The sequence below is a fragment of the Microcystis panniformis FACHB-1757 genome, from assembly GCF_001264245.1.
In the GTDB taxonomy this organism is placed as follows: domain Bacteria; phylum Cyanobacteriota; class Cyanobacteriia; order Cyanobacteriales; family Microcystaceae; genus Microcystis; species Microcystis panniformis.
The window spans coordinates 4,287,750-4,306,741 of record NZ_CP011339.1; the positions used below are offsets into that span (position 1 = coordinate 4,287,750).

General features: G+C 42.7%; 21 protein-coding genes and 1 pseudogene. 9 read left to right on the plus strand and 13 right to left on the minus strand.

Annotation, left to right across the window (positions count from 1 at the left end):
- Positions 1-121: 121 nt before the first annotated feature.
- Positions 122-1,195, minus strand: a complete 1,074-nt coding sequence (locus VL20_RS20510; RefSeq protein WP_052277616.1) for an MFS transporter — start codon at positions 1,193-1,195, stop codon at positions 122-124.
- Positions 1,192-1,800 (minus strand): helix-turn-helix domain-containing protein, encoded by a 609-nt coding sequence (locus tag VL20_RS20515; protein ID WP_158499374.1) that lies wholly within the window; start codon positions 1,798-1,800, stop codon positions 1,192-1,194. Before VL20_RS20515 ends, VL20_RS20510 begins: the two co-directional genes overlap by 4 nt.
- A gap of 49 nt (positions 1,801-1,849) precedes the next feature.
- Here VL20_RS20515 and VL20_RS29770 point away from each other — a divergent pair.
- Positions 1,850-2,544, plus strand: a protein-coding gene (locus tag VL20_RS29770) for an IS1 family transposase (protein WP_128575271.1) whose coding sequence is annotated in 2 segments (ribosomal slippage) — positions 1,850-2,192 and positions 2,192-2,544 — 696 coding nt in all. Because the reading frame shifts where the segments join, the coding sequence is not laid out codon by codon here.
- Here VL20_RS29770 and VL20_RS20525 read toward each other — a convergent pair.
- The 7 genes from VL20_RS20525 to VL20_RS20555 form a co-directional block, all read right to left on the minus strand.
- Positions 2,500-2,916, minus strand: a complete 417-nt coding sequence (locus VL20_RS20525; protein ID WP_052277618.1) for a hypothetical protein — start codon at positions 2,914-2,916, stop codon at positions 2,500-2,502. The genes VL20_RS29770 and VL20_RS20525 overlap by 45 nt on opposite strands.
- Before the next feature lie 302 nt (positions 2,917-3,218).
- Complete coding sequence (locus VL20_RS20530) at positions 3,219-4,037, minus strand: DUF4351 domain-containing protein (RefSeq protein ID WP_052277619.1); 819 nt, start codon at positions 4,035-4,037, stop codon at positions 3,219-3,221.
- A gap of 163 nt (positions 4,038-4,200) precedes the next feature.
- Complete coding sequence (locus VL20_RS20535) at positions 4,201-4,947, minus strand: hypothetical protein (RefSeq protein ID WP_052277620.1); 747 nt, start codon at positions 4,945-4,947, stop codon at positions 4,201-4,203.
- A 79-nt stretch (positions 4,948-5,026) separates the two neighbouring features.
- Positions 5,027-5,344 carry a hypothetical protein gene (locus VL20_RS20540; RefSeq protein ID WP_052277621.1) on the minus strand — a complete coding sequence of 106 codons (318 nt, stop codon included), beginning with the start codon at positions 5,342-5,344 and terminating at the stop codon, positions 5,027-5,029.
- 42 nt (positions 5,345-5,386) lie between these two features.
- A complete protein-coding gene (locus VL20_RS20545) occupies positions 5,387-5,704 on the minus strand; it encodes a hypothetical protein (RefSeq protein WP_002757707.1) in 318 nt (105 codons plus the stop codon).
- A gap of 65 nt (positions 5,705-5,769) precedes the next feature.
- Positions 5,770-6,225: a hypothetical protein gene (locus VL20_RS20550; protein WP_052277622.1), complete on the minus strand. Its 456-nt coding sequence runs from the start codon at positions 6,223-6,225 to the stop codon at positions 5,770-5,772.
- Positions 6,226-6,327: 102 nt separating this feature from the next.
- Complete coding sequence (locus VL20_RS20555) at positions 6,328-6,900, minus strand: PEP-CTERM sorting domain-containing protein (protein WP_260441382.1); 573 nt, start codon at positions 6,898-6,900, stop codon at positions 6,328-6,330.
- A 353-nt stretch (positions 6,901-7,253) separates the two neighbouring features.
- On the opposite strand from VL20_RS20555, the gene VL20_RS20560 reads away from it, so the two are divergent.
- The 4 genes from VL20_RS20560 to VL20_RS20575 all read left to right on the plus strand — a co-directional run bounded on the left by VL20_RS20560 (position 7,254) and on the right by VL20_RS20575 (position 10,122).
- Positions 7,254-7,985 (plus strand): hypothetical protein, encoded by a 732-nt coding sequence (locus tag VL20_RS20560; protein ID WP_052277623.1) that lies wholly within the window; start codon positions 7,254-7,256, stop codon positions 7,983-7,985.
- A gap of 286 nt (positions 7,986-8,271) precedes the next feature.
- Positions 8,272-8,937: a DUF3782 domain-containing protein gene (locus VL20_RS20565; protein WP_052277624.1), complete on the plus strand. Its 666-nt coding sequence runs from the start codon at positions 8,272-8,274 to the stop codon at positions 8,935-8,937.
- 285 nt (positions 8,938-9,222) lie between these two features.
- On the plus strand, positions 9,223-9,834 hold the full coding sequence (locus tag VL20_RS20570) for a hypothetical protein (RefSeq protein WP_052277625.1): 612 nt from the start codon (positions 9,223-9,225) through the stop codon (positions 9,832-9,834).
- A 93-nt stretch (positions 9,835-9,927) separates the two neighbouring features.
- Positions 9,928-10,122 (plus strand): hypothetical protein, encoded by a 195-nt coding sequence (locus VL20_RS20575; RefSeq protein ID WP_052277626.1) that lies wholly within the window; start codon positions 9,928-9,930, stop codon positions 10,120-10,122.
- Between the two features lie 318 nt (positions 10,123-10,440).
- Here VL20_RS20575 and VL20_RS20580 read toward each other — a convergent pair whose 3' ends face one another.
- The 4 genes from VL20_RS20580 to psb32 all read right to left on the minus strand — a co-directional run bounded on the left by VL20_RS20580 (position 10,441) and on the right by psb32 (position 13,568).
- Positions 10,441-10,770, minus strand: coding sequence for a DUF4926 domain-containing protein (locus VL20_RS20580; protein ID WP_002787544.1), 330 nt, complete (start codon positions 10,768-10,770; stop codon positions 10,441-10,443).
- A 242-nt stretch (positions 10,771-11,012) separates the two neighbouring features.
- A complete protein-coding gene (locus tag VL20_RS20585) occupies positions 11,013-11,831 on the minus strand; it encodes a transglutaminase-like domain-containing protein (protein ID WP_052277627.1) in 819 nt (272 codons plus the stop codon).
- A gap of 221 nt (positions 11,832-12,052) precedes the next feature.
- The gene (locus VL20_RS20590; protein ID WP_052277628.1) at positions 12,053-12,652 is read right to left on the minus strand and encodes a hypothetical protein; all 600 of its coding nucleotides are present in this window, start codon (positions 12,650-12,652) and stop codon (positions 12,053-12,055) included.
- Positions 12,653-12,884: 232 nt separating this feature from the next.
- Positions 12,885-13,568 carry a photosystem II repair protein Psb32 gene (gene psb32, locus VL20_RS20595; protein WP_052277629.1) on the minus strand — a complete coding sequence of 228 codons (684 nt, stop codon included), beginning with the start codon at positions 13,566-13,568 and terminating at the stop codon, positions 12,885-12,887.
- A gap of 199 nt (positions 13,569-13,767) precedes the next feature.
- Between psb32 and VL20_RS20600 the strand changes: the two genes are divergently transcribed.
- From VL20_RS20600 to recJ, 4 genes and pseudogenes are all read left to right on the plus strand, one after another.
- The gene (locus tag VL20_RS20600; RefSeq protein WP_052277630.1) at positions 13,768-15,777 is read left to right on the plus strand and encodes a GAF domain-containing hybrid sensor histidine kinase/response regulator; all 2,010 of its coding nucleotides are present in this window, start codon (positions 13,768-13,770) and stop codon (positions 15,775-15,777) included.
- A 74-nt stretch (positions 15,778-15,851) separates the two neighbouring features.
- On the plus strand, positions 15,852-16,313 hold the full coding sequence (locus VL20_RS20605; protein WP_052277631.1) for a hypothetical protein: 462 nt from the start codon (positions 15,852-15,854) through the stop codon (positions 16,311-16,313).
- Positions 16,310-16,951, plus strand: a complete 642-nt coding sequence (locus VL20_RS20610; protein WP_052277632.1) for an LppP/LprE family lipoprotein — start codon at positions 16,310-16,312, stop codon at positions 16,949-16,951. The genes VL20_RS20605 and VL20_RS20610 overlap by 4 nt, the downstream gene beginning before the upstream one ends.
- 58 nt (positions 16,952-17,009) lie before the next feature.
- Positions 17,010-18,973, plus strand: a pseudogene (gene recJ / locus VL20_RS20615) (single-stranded-DNA-specific exonuclease RecJ).
- Positions 18,974-18,992 lie beyond the last annotated feature (19 nt).

Genomic DNA, 18,992 nt, shown 5'->3' on the forward strand with positions numbered 1-18,992 from the left:
CTTCTGAAATGGGGCGAAAGTCTGTGGACTCTGTGTAAGACAGTACATGGTTTTTAACTGTGGTATGCGACGGTGGTGGAAGCAGAAACTTAAATCGTGAGGTTTAGGAATCGCCGCACTTTTAGGGCGGCGAGGATGTCAATTGGGCGAACCACCCCCGACAGAGGGATTGAGTCGAACCGAAGACTAATCCCATTAAAATCGCTAGGACAAGCGGTGTAGCGGGATGGGTGCTGAGGAGCATCAAGGAGATAATAACCGTCCAGATTCCGACTAAAAGGCATAAAATTGACCGTAATGACCAGTGGTTACTCAATAAACCGAACAGGATCGTCGAGGGAATGGAGATTAGGTTAAATAAAAGTCCTGAATGCAAGATTTGAGCGACGCTTAACCCGAACTCCTGATTGAGATAGATGCCTAAAAAGTTATTCAGGGTCACAATTCCATCGGAAATCAAATAAAATCCGACTAAGAATTTAAAAATCTCTTGGTTTTGCCTGAAATGGCAGAGGGTGTGCCAGACCTGATGGTAGGATTGGCGAATTAAGCGAGAAAGAGGAATGGTGGGCGGTTGCGACTGGTGGGGCAACCAAGCTAGAGCCGGGAGAGAAAGAAAGAGCAGCCATAACCCGACGATCGCAAAAGCCAGTCGATACTCTAGCAATTGATCGGAGCGATGGCTGGATTGCACTAGCCAAAACAACAGATAACAGGCAATTCCTCCCAGATAGCCCAACCCCCACCCCCAACTTGACAGCCGCCCGATCGCCCCCGGTGGCACCAGAGAGGGTAAATAGGCATCGTAAAGACTGGTAGCCAGCAGATAGCCGGTTTGGGCTAACAAAAAGACGATTCCGCCCCAGACGATCGCCCCCGGTTGGACAGTGCCTAAAGCCAGGGTTGCCCCACCACAGAGTAATGTCGTCACCACGAACAACCGATGGCGCAAGGCTCCTATATCGGCGATCGCCCCTAACAAGGGAGCTAATCCCCCCGCGACAATCAGCGAGAGAGAAACCCAAAATGCCCATTTTCCATCGCAGATTGCCGCGCCTCCACAGACGATCTGGCGGAAAAAAACCGCGTAGGTAACGCCCGGAATCATCATAATATAGCCAGAACTGGCGATATCGTAGAGAATCCAGCCCGCGATGGGTTTATTCAACCGGAAACGAGAAAAGGAGGAGGTCATCGCGCGATCGTCTCCGAGGGAAGTTGTCCGAATAGTTGCCGATAGTATTGGCTAAATCTTCCCAAGTGCCAAAAGCCAAATTGGCGCGCCACGTCTGAGATTTTTGTGGTGGGTTCAGCGACTTTTAGCGCCCTGTGAACGGCGTGAAGTCGCAATAGTTTGAGATAGGTCATTGGACTCATCGTAAAAACCTCTTGAAAGGCGTAGTTAAGGGGAGTTTTACTGCTACGAAGAATCTCGCAAAGGTCTTTTAAGGTGATCGGTCGATCGAGATGAGCCAACATATATTCTTCCGCTTTTTGTGCCAGTTGCCATTGTCGAAAAAATCGCTCTGGATTTCGGTATTTGCCCCGCTTATGGGGTACGCTTTCTATCAGTAAAGGTAGATAATCTTCTAGGATCAACCGGCTAATTTGAGGTTGTTCGAGAAATCTGTCCTGTCGTCGCACTAAACCATATAATTCTCTTAGATAATCCTGCACCGAACTAAAGCTACCCATACTCTGGATATAATTATTTGCTAAAAAGTGATCATCAAGATCACTTCGTTCCATAACTTGTAAACAATCCTCGAAGATTTCTCGGTTAATAATTAACGTTCCCATAAGCAGGTTAGGGCGTTGCATAATAGAGATATGAATGGAGGAAATCAAAATGCAATGCCCTGAATGTAAATCTACCCATATCCGTAAAAATGGCATCAATAAACAAGGTAAACAAAATCATATTTGTGTAACCTGTGGCCGTCAATTTATTGATAACTATGAAAAACAGAAAGGCTATGACGAAAAAACGAAGCGAGAATGCCTAACTGCCTATGTTAATGGGATGGGATTTAGAGGAATAGAAAGGCTAAAGGGAGTTCATCATACGACCGTAATTAATTGGGTAAAATCTGTGGGAGAATTATTGCCAGTCGCCTATGACCCAGAAACAATTCCTGAAGTAGGGGAACTGGATGAATTGGAAACCTTTGTTGGCTCAAAAAAAACAAAATCTGGGTGTGGACAGCCGTTGACCACTTTAAAAAAGGAATTTTAGGTTGGGTAATCGGAGATCATAGTAGCGAAACGTTTCGCCCATTATGGGAATTAGTTAAGTCTTGGGGATGCTATTTTTATGTGAGTGATGGATGGTCAGTTTATCCATGTTTTATAGCAGAGGGCGACCATATAATTAGTAAGACTTATATGACCAGAGTAGAGGGTGAGAACACACGTTTAAGACATTATCTAGCCCGATTGCATCGCAAAACACTCTGCTATTCTAAGTCTACAGAAATGTTAGGATACTCTATTCGTTTATTAATTCATTATCTGAAGTTTCAAGAAGTGCCTATTCCTTACTGATTCATAGCTTAATTCAGCAACGCCCAGGTTAGCTGGGAGAACTAAATCGATACTGCGATCGTTATCAAAACCGTAGAGGGTATCTTGTGTTATTTTGAATCCATGAGAAATATAGGGGCCGAGAACGGGAGAGAGGATAAATTCAAAGACTAAATTATTGTTTTTTTTATTTCCGCGGACGCGAAGAGGAGCATGGAGATATCTAAATTCAAAAATCGCTCTATCTAACTGTAACTGCCACATATCCAAGCGCATCGGCCCCTCGGCTAACTGCATCACCCGGAATTCTTGTTTTGGATCTACCACTGCCTCCAATTCCTCAGAACTTTGAAAGTTATAGAAAACAAGATTAGAATTCTCCACCTCTGACATCACTCAATACCCGATATAATCCCGATTAATTCCCAAAAACGATCGCTTTAATAGACACTTAATTTTACCACTGACCACTGCGCTTACACCAGATACAGGGGTTAAGAGAGAAAAATTTCTGAGTGCCACCCTCCCCAACGAAGTTTTTGATAAGTTCTGCTGGTATTACCGGGTTATTCTCCTCACAGGGAGAAAATTGATAGATTTCTGGTTAGTGTATCACAAGCTCAAGAAAAGGATAGCCAAATGCTTGCAGCTACCCTGTGCTGAGAGCATGGACTGGAGAATTAGTTCTCTTGTACTTAATTTATTTGGCAATTTTCTAGCCATTGTTCTAAATCTTGTAGTGACTGAAAATCTAACAAAGCTTCGCCTAAGTTTTCTAACTGTTCTAGGGAAAGACTGCGTATCTTCGGGGATAATTCCGGTGAAATGCCACCTATACGGCGATTTAATTGACGTAAAACGAGGTTAGCTTCTCCCTCTTGTAAACCTTCCGACCAGATTTCTTGATAGATAACAGATTCTTTCATGATGTCTTTCCTCAATAATCGTTGAATGATGTCTTTGTTTAATACTAACCCGGCTAGAATGGCGGTAGATGCGGCCAGATTGCTTTGTTCTCGACTATCGCTGATTTGCTCGATTTCTTGGGCAATTTGCCCCAGTAAGTTTTCTGGTTTCTCAGCTTGAGCGAGTATAGCGAAGGGAAATAGCCCTGGCGCTTGTAATAAGGTTTCTGAGGGTTGTTCCCAGAGTCTAATCACTTCAAATTGATGATAGGTTTTCCCTTGTTGATAGTCATTTTGTCGGACTTGGGGGGAGTTACTTTTCCTCAGATAAATCACCACTTGATGGATGGGTTTATGGGGATAGCGTCGATAGAGTCTGGTGGCATAATCGAGCATTCTATAGGGAATGTCTTCTTTAGGGTCAGTTTGGAACTCGATATGTAAGATTAATTCTTCTGACTCCAAAAAGATTAACGTATCGGCTCTAATCGGTTCTAGGGATAATTCTGAGGGTTTAATTTCCGTTAAGTCTAAGGGTTTTCCTAGTAACCAAGTGGCTAAGTCTCTGGAATATTCAAGGGCGATAAATTTACAGGTGGAATCATACATTTTCAATTCAAATACAGGTCAAGCCTGACCTGTATTTTAACAAAATTAAACCCCTATCCCCAAAAATAACCAAAGGAGGGGTTTTACCCCTCCTAAAGACCAAGATATACTCAAAACTATCCTCAATGGGGATTTTATGCTTGGCGCTTACGAGAAGCAGCACCTAACCCCCAAAGATGATCGCTTCAAAAATCTCGTAGCGTTCCTTGCCGATGCGAATAATATAGATATCGTCTTGTTTCGAGGCGCTAAACGCTCCAGGAGCTGCCTGACTGGTATCTGCACCGATCGCTTTTCCCTTTTCAAAGAAAATGATACGCTTGCGACCATCGGGTTTGGTAACAGTGACATCCGCGCTACCGTTGCCCCGACGAGTGACACCAAAGGGACAAGATCCCGCCGGTTTTCCATCGCCCATCGAACAGGTAACATTACCCGTAGCATGGTAATTTGTCCCCGGTACTTTGGCATCGCTTTGGTTGTAATTATTGGAAATAAAGATTTTTAGGCGATAATTAGCCACTTCATTATTCCGGGCCGAGTTGCGAGTCAAACCCACTTGGATCGTATAATCGCCGTCCGCCGGTAGGATTCCCTCGTGGGCATTACCGACATTGTTCCCGATAACCATCGCCGCGTCTTTGCCCGGGACTTTTCCCGGTGCGAAAATATTGAAAGAAGCGCCCCCGTTATCACTCAAGAGGCTAACCGACATATTTTGTCCAGCATTGGCGCGAATTAGGTATTGAACGACTTGTTCTCCCTTGATTTTGCCTTGAATAGTGGTTCCTTCGGTTCCGGCTTTGAATTGCACTCGTTCTTTACGGATTTCGCTGAAAGCGGGGGAAGGCAGAATAACCGGGGTGGTGATTAAGGTGGCCAGTAAAAAAGCGGAAAAGAGTTTACGCATGATTTAAGTTTTTTCCCAAGTTAATTAGATGTTTTACAGCGATCGCTAGATTTGTTGACAATTGTACTATAACGTCCGTCTAGTTTTTTTCCGAACGGGCCGATTTCGCTTTTTCTAGGGTGTCTTGACAGTTGATTTTGGCGAATTCTTCGATTTGTTCTGGTTTCAAATTAAAATCTGAACCCGCTCTTGCTTTAATTTGTTTTAAGAGTTGATCGGTTTCCGATTGGGTTAGTAAACCCGCTTGTTTTCCCGTTTCCGTGGCGACACAAACACCGTAGGTTACACCACCTGTGAATCCGAGGGTTCCCAAGAATTTCCCTCCTAGAAACAATCCGATACCCGCACCGATAACACCCGTAGTAATAGCAATTAACAACACATAAACGGGTTTCATGCTTTTTTGATCTCCTCCAATGAAGACTAAGTGAGCGTGTTATTACATAGCGCCTTCGTCCACTTTGGAATAGGGTAGGTTTTTGATAAATTTGACGATCTGGTTGCCGTTGCGGTTAAAGGAACATTGGAAGGTATTGACCATTTTATCCGTCTCGTAAGTGCCATTCACTGCGTGAGTGCCGTCGGTGCGTTGTCCTTCGTATTTGACAACGATATTACCCGGCGAGGTTTTATAAGCATTAGCGGCGCGAGATTTGCAGGCCGACAACATGGTAGCAGTATTCGCGGCATAAACTGGTAAAGTAGCGACGAGGGCGATTCCGGTGGCGATGGCGCTGAATTTTATAGACTCGAACATGATTGATTTTCTTACAGAGTAAGAGGGGCGATAATCTCTAGGATGCGTTCAAGATTTTTCGATAACTACCTAATCGTTACCGAGAAGGTGAAAGGAACGGTATGATTGCCGTCTTTCGCTTCTCCCATGAGATAGACACGAATGGTATAGTCGCCATCTTTGGGGAGTTTAATTTTAGCCATGGCGTTGGGTCCTTGGGCAGAACTGTTATAAATCGCTACATTATTACTACCCGGCGGCAGGATATTAAAAAATACACTATGCTTGTCTTCTGGGTTGCCTGTCCCATCATCAGCAAGAGAAACCATCAGGGTTTGACCTTTTCTCGCTCTTAAGACAAAATCTCGGTATTCACGCCCTGTAATTGTCCCGTTGAGGGCGGCCATATCACTGCCCCGTTCAAAGTTCACTCTACCGCTTAACTGCGCTTGTAGAGGGGCGGTTAAACCCAAACCAAGGGATAAAGCGATCGCTACGGAAGCTAAAACGTTTCGAGGGGAAATAAGCGGAAAATGTTTCATGTTTATTTTTTGGGAAAGAGACTAGGGAGTAAAAATAATTTCGTCTCCCTAGTCGGGTAAATTGTCAAGGGGTTACGGAATTTTTAGCGGCGGAAAATCCTTTTATCCCTTGCGCTTGCGAGCTAATGCCCCTAAAGCACCCACTGTTACTAAACCTAAGATAGTACCCGGTTCAGGAACGGAAGTAGCGCGAGTAAATGTCAGTGTTGAATTATTTGAGTCTAAAACTCCACTTGAAGCATCAGCAACCCCGTTTGTACCGAATAGAGTTCCGAGAGGAGAATTTAATCCAAATGCATTTGCATTTGGAGAACCCGTTACAACAAATTGACTACGAGCGAATTGAGTACCAGACAGAATGATATTACCACCCACAACATTAAAAGCATTAGGACCCAGTGATGGGAATGTACCAATAACCGGTAGCGTGTATCCTAAAGCGGCAGGAGCGGAGGTGACGGAAAGAGCGGTAGCCGCGTATATCCCATCCGTGGTTAGTGCCGCGTCCGGCAACTCTATTGTCCCAGAAACTGTACCACTAACCGGGCCATCCACATTCGAGAAAGAAAAGCCAAAAGTAGCGGCGCTCGCACCAGATACAGGAGCGAGTAAAGATAGACCGATAAGGGCGACCCGACCACCGATCGATTTTTTGATAAGTGTTGATAATGTCATAGGTTTAAACTCCTCACAGAAAGGAATAAAGATAAACAGTCGTCAATATAGGGGAGTTTACGGAAAAGGTGATATCCGAAAATTCCTTATTTTTTTTGACCCCTTCCCGTTTTCTTAATACTTTTTTAAGAATTGGCTGAAGGCATTACCCTGAGAGGCTTGGAAAAATAGGAGTTCGGGCGATTCAGTTGAAGGGGCGCACCGCTACGCCGCTCCCTGCGGGATCCCCCCTAAGCGTACAGGAGAGCGAAGATGAATGTTTCAGTGAATTAACACCTGTCCCAAAAATGACTGGTAATTTGGTAGTACAATTATAGTAATCAGTAAAATAAGGAGGATTAAAGTAAATAACTATGTCTCAACCGATTACCATCGAAGATATCTATAAACTTTTCGAGAAAACTAACGAAAAGTTTGAACAATCACGCCAAGAATACGATCGCCGGGCGGCCGAAGCCAAGGCCGAAGCCGATCGCCGGGCGGCCGAAGCTGATCGCCGGGCGGCCGAAGCCAAGGCCGAATACGATCGCCGGGCGGCCGAAGCCAAGGCCGAATATGATCGCCAAGCGGCCGAATACGATCGCCGGGCAGCCGAAGCCAAGGCTGAAGCCGATCGCCGTTTAGCACAGCTAGAGAAAACAGTGGCAAATACCAGTCGTGCGGTGGATAGTTTAACCACTCGCTGGGGAAGATTTGTCGAGGAATTAGTGGAACCTGTGGTTATTCGCCTATTTCGTGCGAAGGGTATCGATGTCAAAGAAACCTACAGTCGCGCTAGGGTAAAACGCCAAGGAATCGCCATGGAGATTGATATTTTAGCCGTCGATGAAACCGAGGTAGTTTTAGTCGAATGTAAGTCTCGTTTATCGAAAGATGATGTTAATGAATTTCTAGAAAAATTAAGTCGATTTAAAGAAGCATTTCCCCACTATAAGAACTATCAAGCTTATGGTGCAGTGGCAGGAATAGAAATAGATGAAGGAGTAGATCGTTATGCCTATAAACAAGGTTTATTTGTGATTAAACCATCGGGAGAAACAGTAGAAATAATTAATGATTCTGGCTTTGAGCCTAAGTTATGGTAAAAGAATGATGCTCCCATCATAATTTTTTTCCCCCCTTCCCGTTTTCTTAATACTTTCTTTAAGGATTGGCTGAAAGCATTGCCCTGAAAGGCTTTGAGAAACAGAGGAGCGGGCGATTCGGTTGAAGGGGCGCACCGCTACGCCGCTCCCTGCGGGCTCTCGCCTAAGCGTACAGGAGAGCGAAGATGAATGTTTCAGTGAATTAACACCTGTCCCAAAAATGACTGGTAATTTGGTAGTACAATTATAGTAATCAGTAAAATAAGGAGGATTAAAGTAAATAACTATGTCTCAACCGATTACCATCGAAGATATCTATAAACTTTTCGAGAAAACTAACGAAAAGTTTGAACAATCACGCCAAGAATACGATCGCCGGGCGGCCGAAGCTGATCGCCGGGCGGCCGAAGCCAAGGCCGAATATGATCGCCAAGCGGCCGAATACGATCGCCGGGCAGCCGAAGCCAAGGCTGAAGCCGATCGCCGTTTAGCACAGCTAGAGAAAACAGTGGCAAATACCAGTCGTGCGGTGGATAGTTTAACCACTCGCTGGGGGAGATTTGTCGAGGAATTAGTGGAACCTGCGGTTATTCGCCTATTTCGTGCGAAGGGTATCGATGTCAAAGAAACCTACAGTCGCGCTAGGGTAAAACGCCAAGGAATCGCCATGGAGATTGATATTTTAGCCGTCGATGAAACCGAGGTAGTTTTAGTCGAATGTAAGTCTCGTTTATCGAAAGATGATGTTAATGAATTTCTAGAAAAATTAAGTCGATTTAAAGAAGCATTTCCCCACTATAAGAACTATCAAGCTTATGGTGCAGTGGCAGGAATAGAAATAGATGAAGGAGTAGATCGTTATGCCTATAAACAAGGTTTATTTGTGATTAAACCATCGGGAGAAACAGTAGAAATAATTAATGATTCTGGCTTTGAGCCTAAGTTATGGTAAAAGAATGATGCTCCCATCATAATTTTTTTCCCCCCTTCCCGTTTTCTTAATACTTTCTTTAAGGATTGGCTGAAAGCATTGCCCTGAAAGGCTTTGAGAAACAGAGGAGCGGGCGATCAGTTGAAGGGGCGCACCGCTACGCCGCTCCCTGCGGGCTCTCGCCTAAGCGTACAGGAGAGCGAAGATGAATGTTTCAGTGAATTAACACCTGTCCCAAAAATGACTGGTAATTTGGTAGTACAATTATAGTAATCAGTAAAATAAGGAGGATTAAAGTAAATAACTATGTCTCAACCGATTACCATCGAAGATATCTATAAACTTTTCGAGAAAACTAACGAAAAGTTTGAACAATCACGCCAAGAATACGATCGCCGGGCGGCCGAAGCCGATCGCCGGGCGGCCGAAGCCAAGGCCGAAGCCGATCGCCGTTTAGCACAGCTAGAGAAAACAGTGGCAAATACCAGTCGTGCGGTGGATAGTTTAACCACTCGCTGGGGAAGATTTGTCGAGGAATTAGTGGAACCTGCGGTTATTCGCCTATTTCGTGCGAAGGGTATCGATGTCAAAGAAACCTACAGTCGCGCTAGGGTAAAACGCCAAGGAATCGCCATGGAGATTGATATTTTAGCCGTCGATGAAACCGAGGTAGTTTTAGTCGAATGTAAGTCTCGTTTATCGAAAGATGATGTTAATGAATTTCTAGAAAAATTAAGTCGATTTAAAGAAGCATTTCCCCACTATAAGAACTATCAAGCTTATGGTGCAGTGGCAGGAATAGAAATAGATGAAGGAGTAGATCGTTATGCCTATAAACAAGGTTTATTTGTGATTAAACCATCGGGAGAAACAGTAGAAATAATTAATGATTCTGGCTTTGAGCCTAAGTTATGGTAAAAGAATGATGCTCCCATCATAATTTTTTTCCCCCCTTCCCGTTTTCTTAATACTTTCTTTAAGGATTGGCTGAAAGCATTGCCCTGAAAGGCTTTGAGAAACAGAGGATCGGGCGATTCGGTTGAAGGAGCGATCGCTCAAAGGGATAAATTACTATGTCATACTGGGAAAAAACGAAATAATCAATCAAAGAAAGCTATGATCCAAGAATATCTTAATAAAGCGATGGAAACAGCCCATTATGAACTTTTAGCTGAAAGCATTACCCTGACAGGCTTAGAGAAATAGAGATTCGGGCGATTCGGTTGAAGGGGCGACTTGGTAAAATTGCAAGCATAGAGTACATCTACACCCCTGTATGTAGCTACGCACCTGCTCAAATCCCTTCTTGCGCTCAAATAGGCTTCGATACTTAGATTCGATACTTAGAGAGGAATTGGTTCACTATTGGCAATATTATCGATAAGAGCAGCATTATGCCCACTCTTTCTCGCTTTTCCTCTATTTTACACCCTTATTCCCTTTTTGAGGAAAATTTGCCAAGTCGTGTATTAGAGATTTACTCAATTTTTGTACCCAGTAAGGGGGCAGAGCAGACAGCACAGGTTATGGCCTCTTGTCAACGGGAAAGTCTAGTAAAAAGCGAGTGAAATCTAAAATTTTTTCTTGCTTTTCCTTGGGTAATTTATCAATTAAAGCTGTTAGCTTTTCTGTTAAAGATAACCACGTTTTGCTCTTAGCTTTCCAGAGGATAATAAATTGCTGTATTGGGAGAGGACAAAGGGCTATAGTTTCCCCTCGATCATTACTAAATTCAATTTCGTAACAACCATCATTGTAGTCTTCAACGATTGTCCCTTGTTCTCCCATTCTTAAGTTATATTCAGGCAAGTCAACTAATAATTCAACAAGGTCAAATAATTCGGGTTTAATCATGGTCTTTTTCTTACATATAAAGTTACTAATCTAGCTGTAAGTATCTAAGCACAATTAATTACACATCTAAGCCACTACTCCGTCAGACTTCTGCTGTGATCAGTAAACAGTGAACTGAAAACTCAAATCCGATCCCTAATAGCTGTATCCCGTCTCCCGTCTCCCGTCTCCTCTCTCCTGTCTCCCGTCTCCTCTCTCCTGTCTCGACTAGGAAATTAATTTTGCACGACTACTTACTCTGATTAAGCATAAAGGTGGGAAACATCGATCGTCCATACTTTAAATTTTGTTAAATTTACTTGACCAAAAGAAGTTGTTAGGGCAGCATCAACGGCATCTAAGCCGCGAGTCATTAAAATTCGCCCGATTCTGGGGGTGTTATGACGAGCATCAAAAGTGTACCATTGATGGTCTAAATAGACTTCAAACCAAGCACTAAAATCCATCGGTAGAGGTTGGGGAGAAATACCGATATCTCCGAGATAGCCGGAGGCATAACGAGCGGGAATATTTAGGCAACGGCAAAAAGTCAAAGCTAGGTGATTAAAATCGCGACAAACCCCCGTTCTTTCCCGATAGACATCATAGGCGGTTTTCGTCACCCGCGCGTATTCGTAACCAAAACGAATGTGACTATGAACCCAATCACAAACCGCTTGTACCCTTGCCCAACCGGGGGGAGTTTGTCCGAAAAGTTCCCAGGCAATTTCCGAAAGCAAATCCACTTCACAATAACGGCTACTCATTAGGTAGGGAAAAACTTGGGTTGGTAACTCTGCTAGAGGAATTTCTTGGGCATTCCCATTAACTATATCCGGTTTCCATTCATTCTCGATAACTGCTTCATTGTGAATGCGAATCTGTCCGGCGGGTAAAATTAGACGACTGGTTCGATTACCGAAGCTATCTAAAAATTCTTCTATTTTTGTTGCCGGTTCCACCCGCAAGTTTTCCGATTGTCTCACTTGATCTAAAATTGAGGGGTGTAGATAAAGTTTTAACAACATGACCACGGGTAAGGGTGTATCAAAGCCAAATTCATAACCAACATGGATTAACATTAGTCCTCCTATCTAGATGAAATTTTGTCAGGATTGGTAGAGATGAAACGCCAATAATCGCCAGACTGAAAAAAGTTAGGCCTGACTACTTGGTTAAAAGTTTGAGGAGAAAGTAATAGCCAAGCTGAAAACCGATAAGCTTTGTACGGATTTTTTTTATTGTAAACTGCTTCAAATAAAAGCTTTGTAACTTTGAACACAAGCCATCGGCAGGATTAGAGCTATCGAAAAGAGTCCGGGGTGGATGGTTCCTCTAATAGACGAATTTCAATGGGGATGTAGGCCAGTTTAGCAAAAATCTTTTGTTGATGACTGACGGGCCACCATTCGTAAAGAAAAATTTCTAAAGGTCGCCAGAGAGCCACCCAACCACTAATTAATAGTCCTTCTTCTAAGAAGTGAATAAATGTATCGCTGCCAAAACGACCAATTAATTCGCTGAGACTCAAACAAACAAAAAGAAAGGAGAGACCAATTATCAAAGATATGCGTCCCTGTCGCCAAATTGTGCGTAATTTTCTTTGTTCTCCCTGTTGGCGATAGTCAAAATAATTATGTAAAGCTGAGGGTAACAGATGTCGGGCGGTGTTTTGTTCTGTACTGGGAAGATAAAAGACTAATTTAAGGGGGGTATTTAGGGGAAATTCATCCACAGAGTTAATAATATAATTTTCGGCATTATCGTCTAAATCTCTATCTAAAAATGGCGAAGGATCGAGAGAATTAAAGACTTGCTGTAACTGATTAAGTTTAATTTCAATTAAGTAAGTTCCTTCCTCCTCTCGATAATAGGATTGTAATTGATTCACCAGTCTAGACATTAGTTATTAAGGTTAAGCAAATGGGGTGAACTGATACAACTAAAATCTACTAAGTAGGTAGGCACAATTATTTGTAGGGCGTTGGGTTTCATGCTTCAACCCAACCTACGTTCATCTTATATTTAATTCCAACCACCCACTTAGAAGTTACTTCATCTTGCTCATTCAGGCTGAAGATTGAACTATCTGTGGGAATATTTTAGCTGTATCAGTCCCAGAACATTAATTTAATTTAGCGACCAAAACCAGCGTACCAAAAATAGGTGACCATGGGAATTACTGTGGCTAAAACCAGTAAAACTATCACCCAAATCGTGGCATTTTTATCGTCAGTTTCTTCTGCGGTAGTAAAGGTACTTTCGATATTAATTGTCGCTACTTCTGGGGGTCCGGGATCCGCTTCTCCAGAAAGTACCGCCGTTAGACGACGACTAGCATCGAGTAAAGCTTGATTATATTTTCCCCCATCTTTGAGGGGAACTGCCATAGTTTCCGAGAGGATACTATCAGCAATAGCATCGGTTAATAGGGGTTTTGCTTCCTCGGCAACCCGAATCGCAGTTTTATTGGTTAAAGTATCAAGGACGATGATAGTTTGATTGGCACGATCTTCGGAGTTAGGATACCATTCTCTCAGGATATCATCGGCTAAATTGTCAATTTTTTGACCGTAATCCAAGCGTCGGACTACCACCATTCTCACTTCTTGGCCAGTTTTTTCGGCGAGATTTTTCAGGTCTTTATTTAATTTTCCCTCGTTAGCGGCACTAATGGCCGAAACAGGATCGACTACATAAGTGGGCGCTCCAGAGCTTAAAATGGGGAGGTCATAGACTCCCATGGCAGCAGCCGGTGACAGGGAAACAGCCAAGGCTACACAGCAGGAGAGAAGGAGAGAAGCTAATAATTTGAGCATATTGATTCGGTAAAATTCCTATAGAACATGATAGGGGAAAAGTTTACTGTTTTTTGAGTCGGGAGACAGAAGACAGCAGATGGGAAGCTTTTTTCAGTGAAACTGATAACTGATAACTGATAACTGATAACTGATAACTGATAACTGATAACTGATAACTGATAACTGATAACTGATAACTGATAACTGATAACTGATTATGAGTGATTTTGAGGAACTAGAGTCTAAAAAACGGGAAAAAGCCCTAGAAATGCAGGCCCATCGCGATAATTTGCTCTCACGGGTGACAAGATTACTAATTTCTCAAGATATCCACTTGGCGATCGATCATACCCTAGAACTGCTCTGTCAATTTACCCAGAGCGCTCACTGTTACATTATTCAATATTCCACCTGTCGTCAGCAGTGGAGTATGGTTTATGAATACTGTCACCCCGACTATCCGCAAGTTATCCCGATTCGGGAACAATCACAAAATCTCTCGACGGAAACCTTTCCTTGGTTTTCGGAACAATTATTAAACGGTATTCCAGTTAAACTGAACTCTTTAGACGATTTACCCGCTACTGCTATCCCTGAAAGAACTATTCTCGCTCATAGTCCTACTCCCTGTCTCTTAATCGTTCCCATGTGGGATAGTTATGGGGTAACGGTGGGTTATCTGGGATTGGATGCAAGTGCAGAAAAGCAATGGACAAAGGAAGATGTCACCTTTGTGCGTTTGCTGGGAGAATTAATTGCGATCGCACAAAGTAGATATGAAGCGGAAAAAGAATTAAAAGAAGCTAAGGAAGCGGCAGTTAAGGCAAATAAAGCTAAAAGTGAGTTTCTAGCTAACATGAGCCATGAATTACGCACTCCGCTTAATGCTATCTTGGGTTTTACTCGCTTAATATCCCGGGATAGCAGCATCAGCAGTGAATATCGCCAATATTTGGAAATTGTCAATCGTAGCGGGGAACATTTATTAGAGTTAATCAACGATATTCTAGAAATGTCGAAGATAGAAGCAGGAAGAACGGTTTTTAACCCTAGTAATTTCGATTTATACGCTCTTTTAGATAATATTGCCGAAATGCTCCGTCCACAAGCGCAGGCAAAAGCTTTAAGCTTAATTTTTGATCGCAGCTCCGATCTGCCCCAATATATATGTACTGATGAAAGTAAATTGCGACAGGTGTTCATCAATCTCTTGAGTAACGGATTGAAGTTTACCGAGTCGGGAGGGGTGACTCTCCGGGTAAAATTAGGGGAGAAAAGAGAAGATTATCAGCGATTGCTCTGGGAAATTGAAGATACAGGACTAGGAATCGCTCCAGAGGAGATTTATAAGCTATTTCAACCCTTTAACCAAACGGAAACGGGACGAAAATCCCAACAGGGGACAGGATTGGGTTTACCTATCAGTAAAAAATTTGTTGAGTTGATGGGGGGTGCGATCGGAGTTAGTAGTATTCTGGGTCAAGGAAGTATTTTTAGTTTTGATATTCAGGTGGGTTTAGTGGGGGAAAATGAGATTAAAACCGAAACCAATAGGGCAAAAGTTATCGCTTTAGCGGAAAATCAGCCTAAATATCGCATATTAGTCGTCGATGATCGACCGGAAAGCCGTTTACTGTTGCTGAAACTCCTGACTACCCTAGGATTGTCCGTGCAAGAGGCGGCTAATGGTCAAGAAGCGATCGCAATTTGGCAAGCATGGCAACCTCATCTTATCTGGATGGACATGAGAATGCCAGTTAAAGACGGTTACGAAGCAACTAGGGAAATTCGGCGGTTAGAGGCTGATAATCGCGGAAAAACGGTAATAATTGCCCTAACTGCCAGTGCTTTTGAAGAGGATCGCGCCTTGGTTATTGCCGCTGGTTGTGATGATTTCGTGCGTAAACCTTTCCGAGAAGAAGTTATTTGGCAAAAAATGGGCGAATATTTAGGATTAAAATATATTTATGCCGATAACGAGCCAAATCAGCCCAATTATTCGCCAGTTTTCCTCGATTCCCTGCAATCCCTATTAAAATTAATCAGTCCCGTCTGGATTGGACAATTGCAACAAGCGGCGCGAGAATGTGATGATGAAAAAATTATCGCCCTAACCGCAGAAATTCCCCCCGATTATGCTACCCTTGCCCAAGGTTTACAACAGTTAGCCGGAGAATTTTCCTTTGATGCGATCGAAACCATAATTAAAGATTTAAACATATCTTAAGAGAGTATTTTATCTATATCTCAAAAACGTGATATTCTAAAGGCATAAATCCCTAAATATGGCAATTTTAAAGGATGAAACTGTTAAAAATGCTCATCGGTACTTTCTTAATACTACCGATTTTTTCCGTTCATGCTCAAGTCCCCTCGCTGCCCCCAATCAAGCAAAATTCCCCCAATCTTGGTGATCTACCGAATGATCCCACCCAGCAGAAAAATTGGGTTTGTAATCGAGGGGATCAACGCATTGCCGTGGCTGCTAAAGAAGAGAAAGGTTGGAAAGAATTAATTGAAAAACAAGGTTGGCAATGTCGTGAGGGAAATACCGACATACCCGATAAAACTCTCGGCTTTTCCTGTGAACCAGAACAAACCCTCGGCCTCTTGACAGTTTACTGGTTAAATGGTAGTAATGGTCAACAACAATTAAGCCAATGGCGAGATAAATTAGCGGAACAACAGGGGATGGTTTGTACCATTAATAACGTGCAGTTATTCGATACTCAAGAAAATATACCCAATCCATTACAACCATGATTAAATTAGCAGTTTTGCCTCAATCTATCCTCCTGGGTATCAGTTTACTATTAAACAATTCTCTGCCCTTACTTGCCCAATCTACACCCCTGAGCGTGGATAATTTAAGAAATACCGTCTATAACATTCCCAATCGGGGTTCCGTAATTGTCAGCGATGGTATTTTTCAATCTAACGAGGGACAAATTTTAGGAGTACAAGTCAGTCGAGAAGCTTTGATGGGGGACTATAATAATGATCAAAGGACTGATGGTATTGTCGTATTAAGAGTGATTACCAGAGATCAACAGCAATTACATTATTTAGCCCTAGTGATCGATAATAACGGTACTGCCACTAACACTGATACTGTCCTGTTAGCCGATCGAGTAGTTGTCGATAATCTTAGTGCTAAAGATGGTACGATCACCGTCAACATGAGAAGATTTCTCCCCCGGGATCCTTCCTGTTGTCCGTCGGGAGTTATCACCCAACAATTTGCGATTAATCCTAGTATTAATCAATTGACTTTACTGAGTACCAATGAAAGTCAACCCACCACCCCCAATGTGCAGGTAGTACCCGCTTCCCCCCTGAGAATTAATAATAGTAATCTCCCCTTTCAACCTGCTGCTGGGGCCATCCAAATCCGCTTTTAAACCTGTTTTTGGTGCGTTACGCTGTGCTAACGCACCCTACCTTTTTACTTAACAAAAAATGCCCTATAAATATCCCATCCAACGCTGGTATATTGCCGCAACTAATCCCGAAAAAATTGAGGGGTTAGCGCGGGAAATGGGATTATCATCCTTATTAGCAACTATCTTAATTAATCGCGGTATTGATACCCCCGAATTAGCTAAAACTTATATAGATCCTGAAGCGGATATCCTACCCTCTCCCCTGGGAGAATTTCCCGACTTAGAAAAAAGTGTCAATTTATTAGTAAAAGCGATCGCCTCCGGCGATAAAATTGCTATCTGTGGGGACTACGATGCCGATGGCATGACCAGTACATCTTTACTGCTAAGAGCCTTGAGACATCTCGGCGCTAGGGTAAATCATGCCATACCCAGTCGCATGAAAGAGGGATACGGAATTAATCAGCGCATTGTCGAAGAATTTGCCGAATCGGGAGTCGGATTGATTCTCACCGTTGATAATGGCATTTCCGCTCACGAACCGATCGCCCTAGCGATAGAATTAGGATTAAAAGTTATTATCACCGATCATCACGATCTGCCGCCAATTTTACCAAATGCCTCCGCTATTCTCAACCCGAAATTATTAACCCCTAACTCTCCCTATCAGGGATTAGCGGGGGTGGGAGTCGCCTATATTTTAGCGGTGACAACTGCCCAAAAAATGGGTAAATTACAGGGATTAACCGAGTCATTATTAGCATTATTTACCCTAGGCACTATAGCAGATTTAGCTCCATTAATTGGGGTAAATCGTCGCTGGTTAAAACGGGGTTTAAGAAAATTACCCAAATCCCAATTAGTCGGGATTCAATCCCTGATGCAAATAGCGGGAATTAGCGAGGAACAAAAGCAATTACAACCGGATGATATTGGCTTTAAATTGGGGCCGAGAATTAATGCCATTGGCAGAATTGGTGATCCCCAGATAGTTATTGAATTATTAACCACCGATGAGGCGGGAATTGCCTTAGAAAGAGCGATGCAGTGCGAACAAATTAATCGTACCCGTCAAGAATTGTGCGAAAAAATTGAAGAAGAAGCGATTAAATTAGTGGAAGAAACGCCGATTCTTTGGCAAAAAGATCGAGTTTTAGTCTTAGTCGAAAAAGATTGGCATCATGGGGTAATTGGTATTGTAGCTTCCCGTTTAGTGGAACGCTACGGAGTGCCAGTTTTTATCGGTACTTACGAGGAAGAAGATGCGGGTAAAATTCGCGGATCTGCCAGAGGAATTGAAGAATTTCACGTTTTTGAAGCTCTGCAATTTTGCCAAGATTTACTAGGAAAATTTGGCGGTCATAAAATGGCGGGGGTTTTAGTTTACCCACAGCTAATTTACTAGCATTTAAACAAAGATTAAGTCAATTTTCTCACAAAATTTTACAAATAGAACAATTAAAACCTTTAATTAAAATTGATACTATCATTGATTTTAAACAAATCACCCTGCAACTTTTTCAACAAATTGATAGTTTACAACCCTGGGGAATTGGCAATGAATTACCAGTTTTTTGGACTCCTAACGTGCGAGTAGTGGAACAGAAAACTATCGGAAAAAATCATTTAAAATTATTGCTGGCTCAAAGGGATGATACCAGAATTAAAGCCCTAGCATGGCGTTGGGGCGAATATTGTCCTTTACCAACTCGTTTAGATATTGCCTATAAACTCAAAGAAAATACTTGGAATGGTAATACAACCATAGAGATTGAATTAGTGGGAGTGCGATTACCCCAAGAAAATAATAATATTAAAAAAGCAATTTTTATGCACGCCGATAAAATGTATCAATGTAGTTTTTGGGGTGATTTAAACGAGATTCGCATCAAAAATGAACAGGGCGATATTTTAGTCGTGCAGAAAGGGCAGCGCATTGGTTTATTAGGCAAAAATCGGCAACAAGCTAGAGAAGTCAACGTGACTGAACCCCGTTTTTATACTTTAATTAAAGTTGCCATCAAAGCTTTGGCTATCTAGCAACACCTCCCCAAAAGCA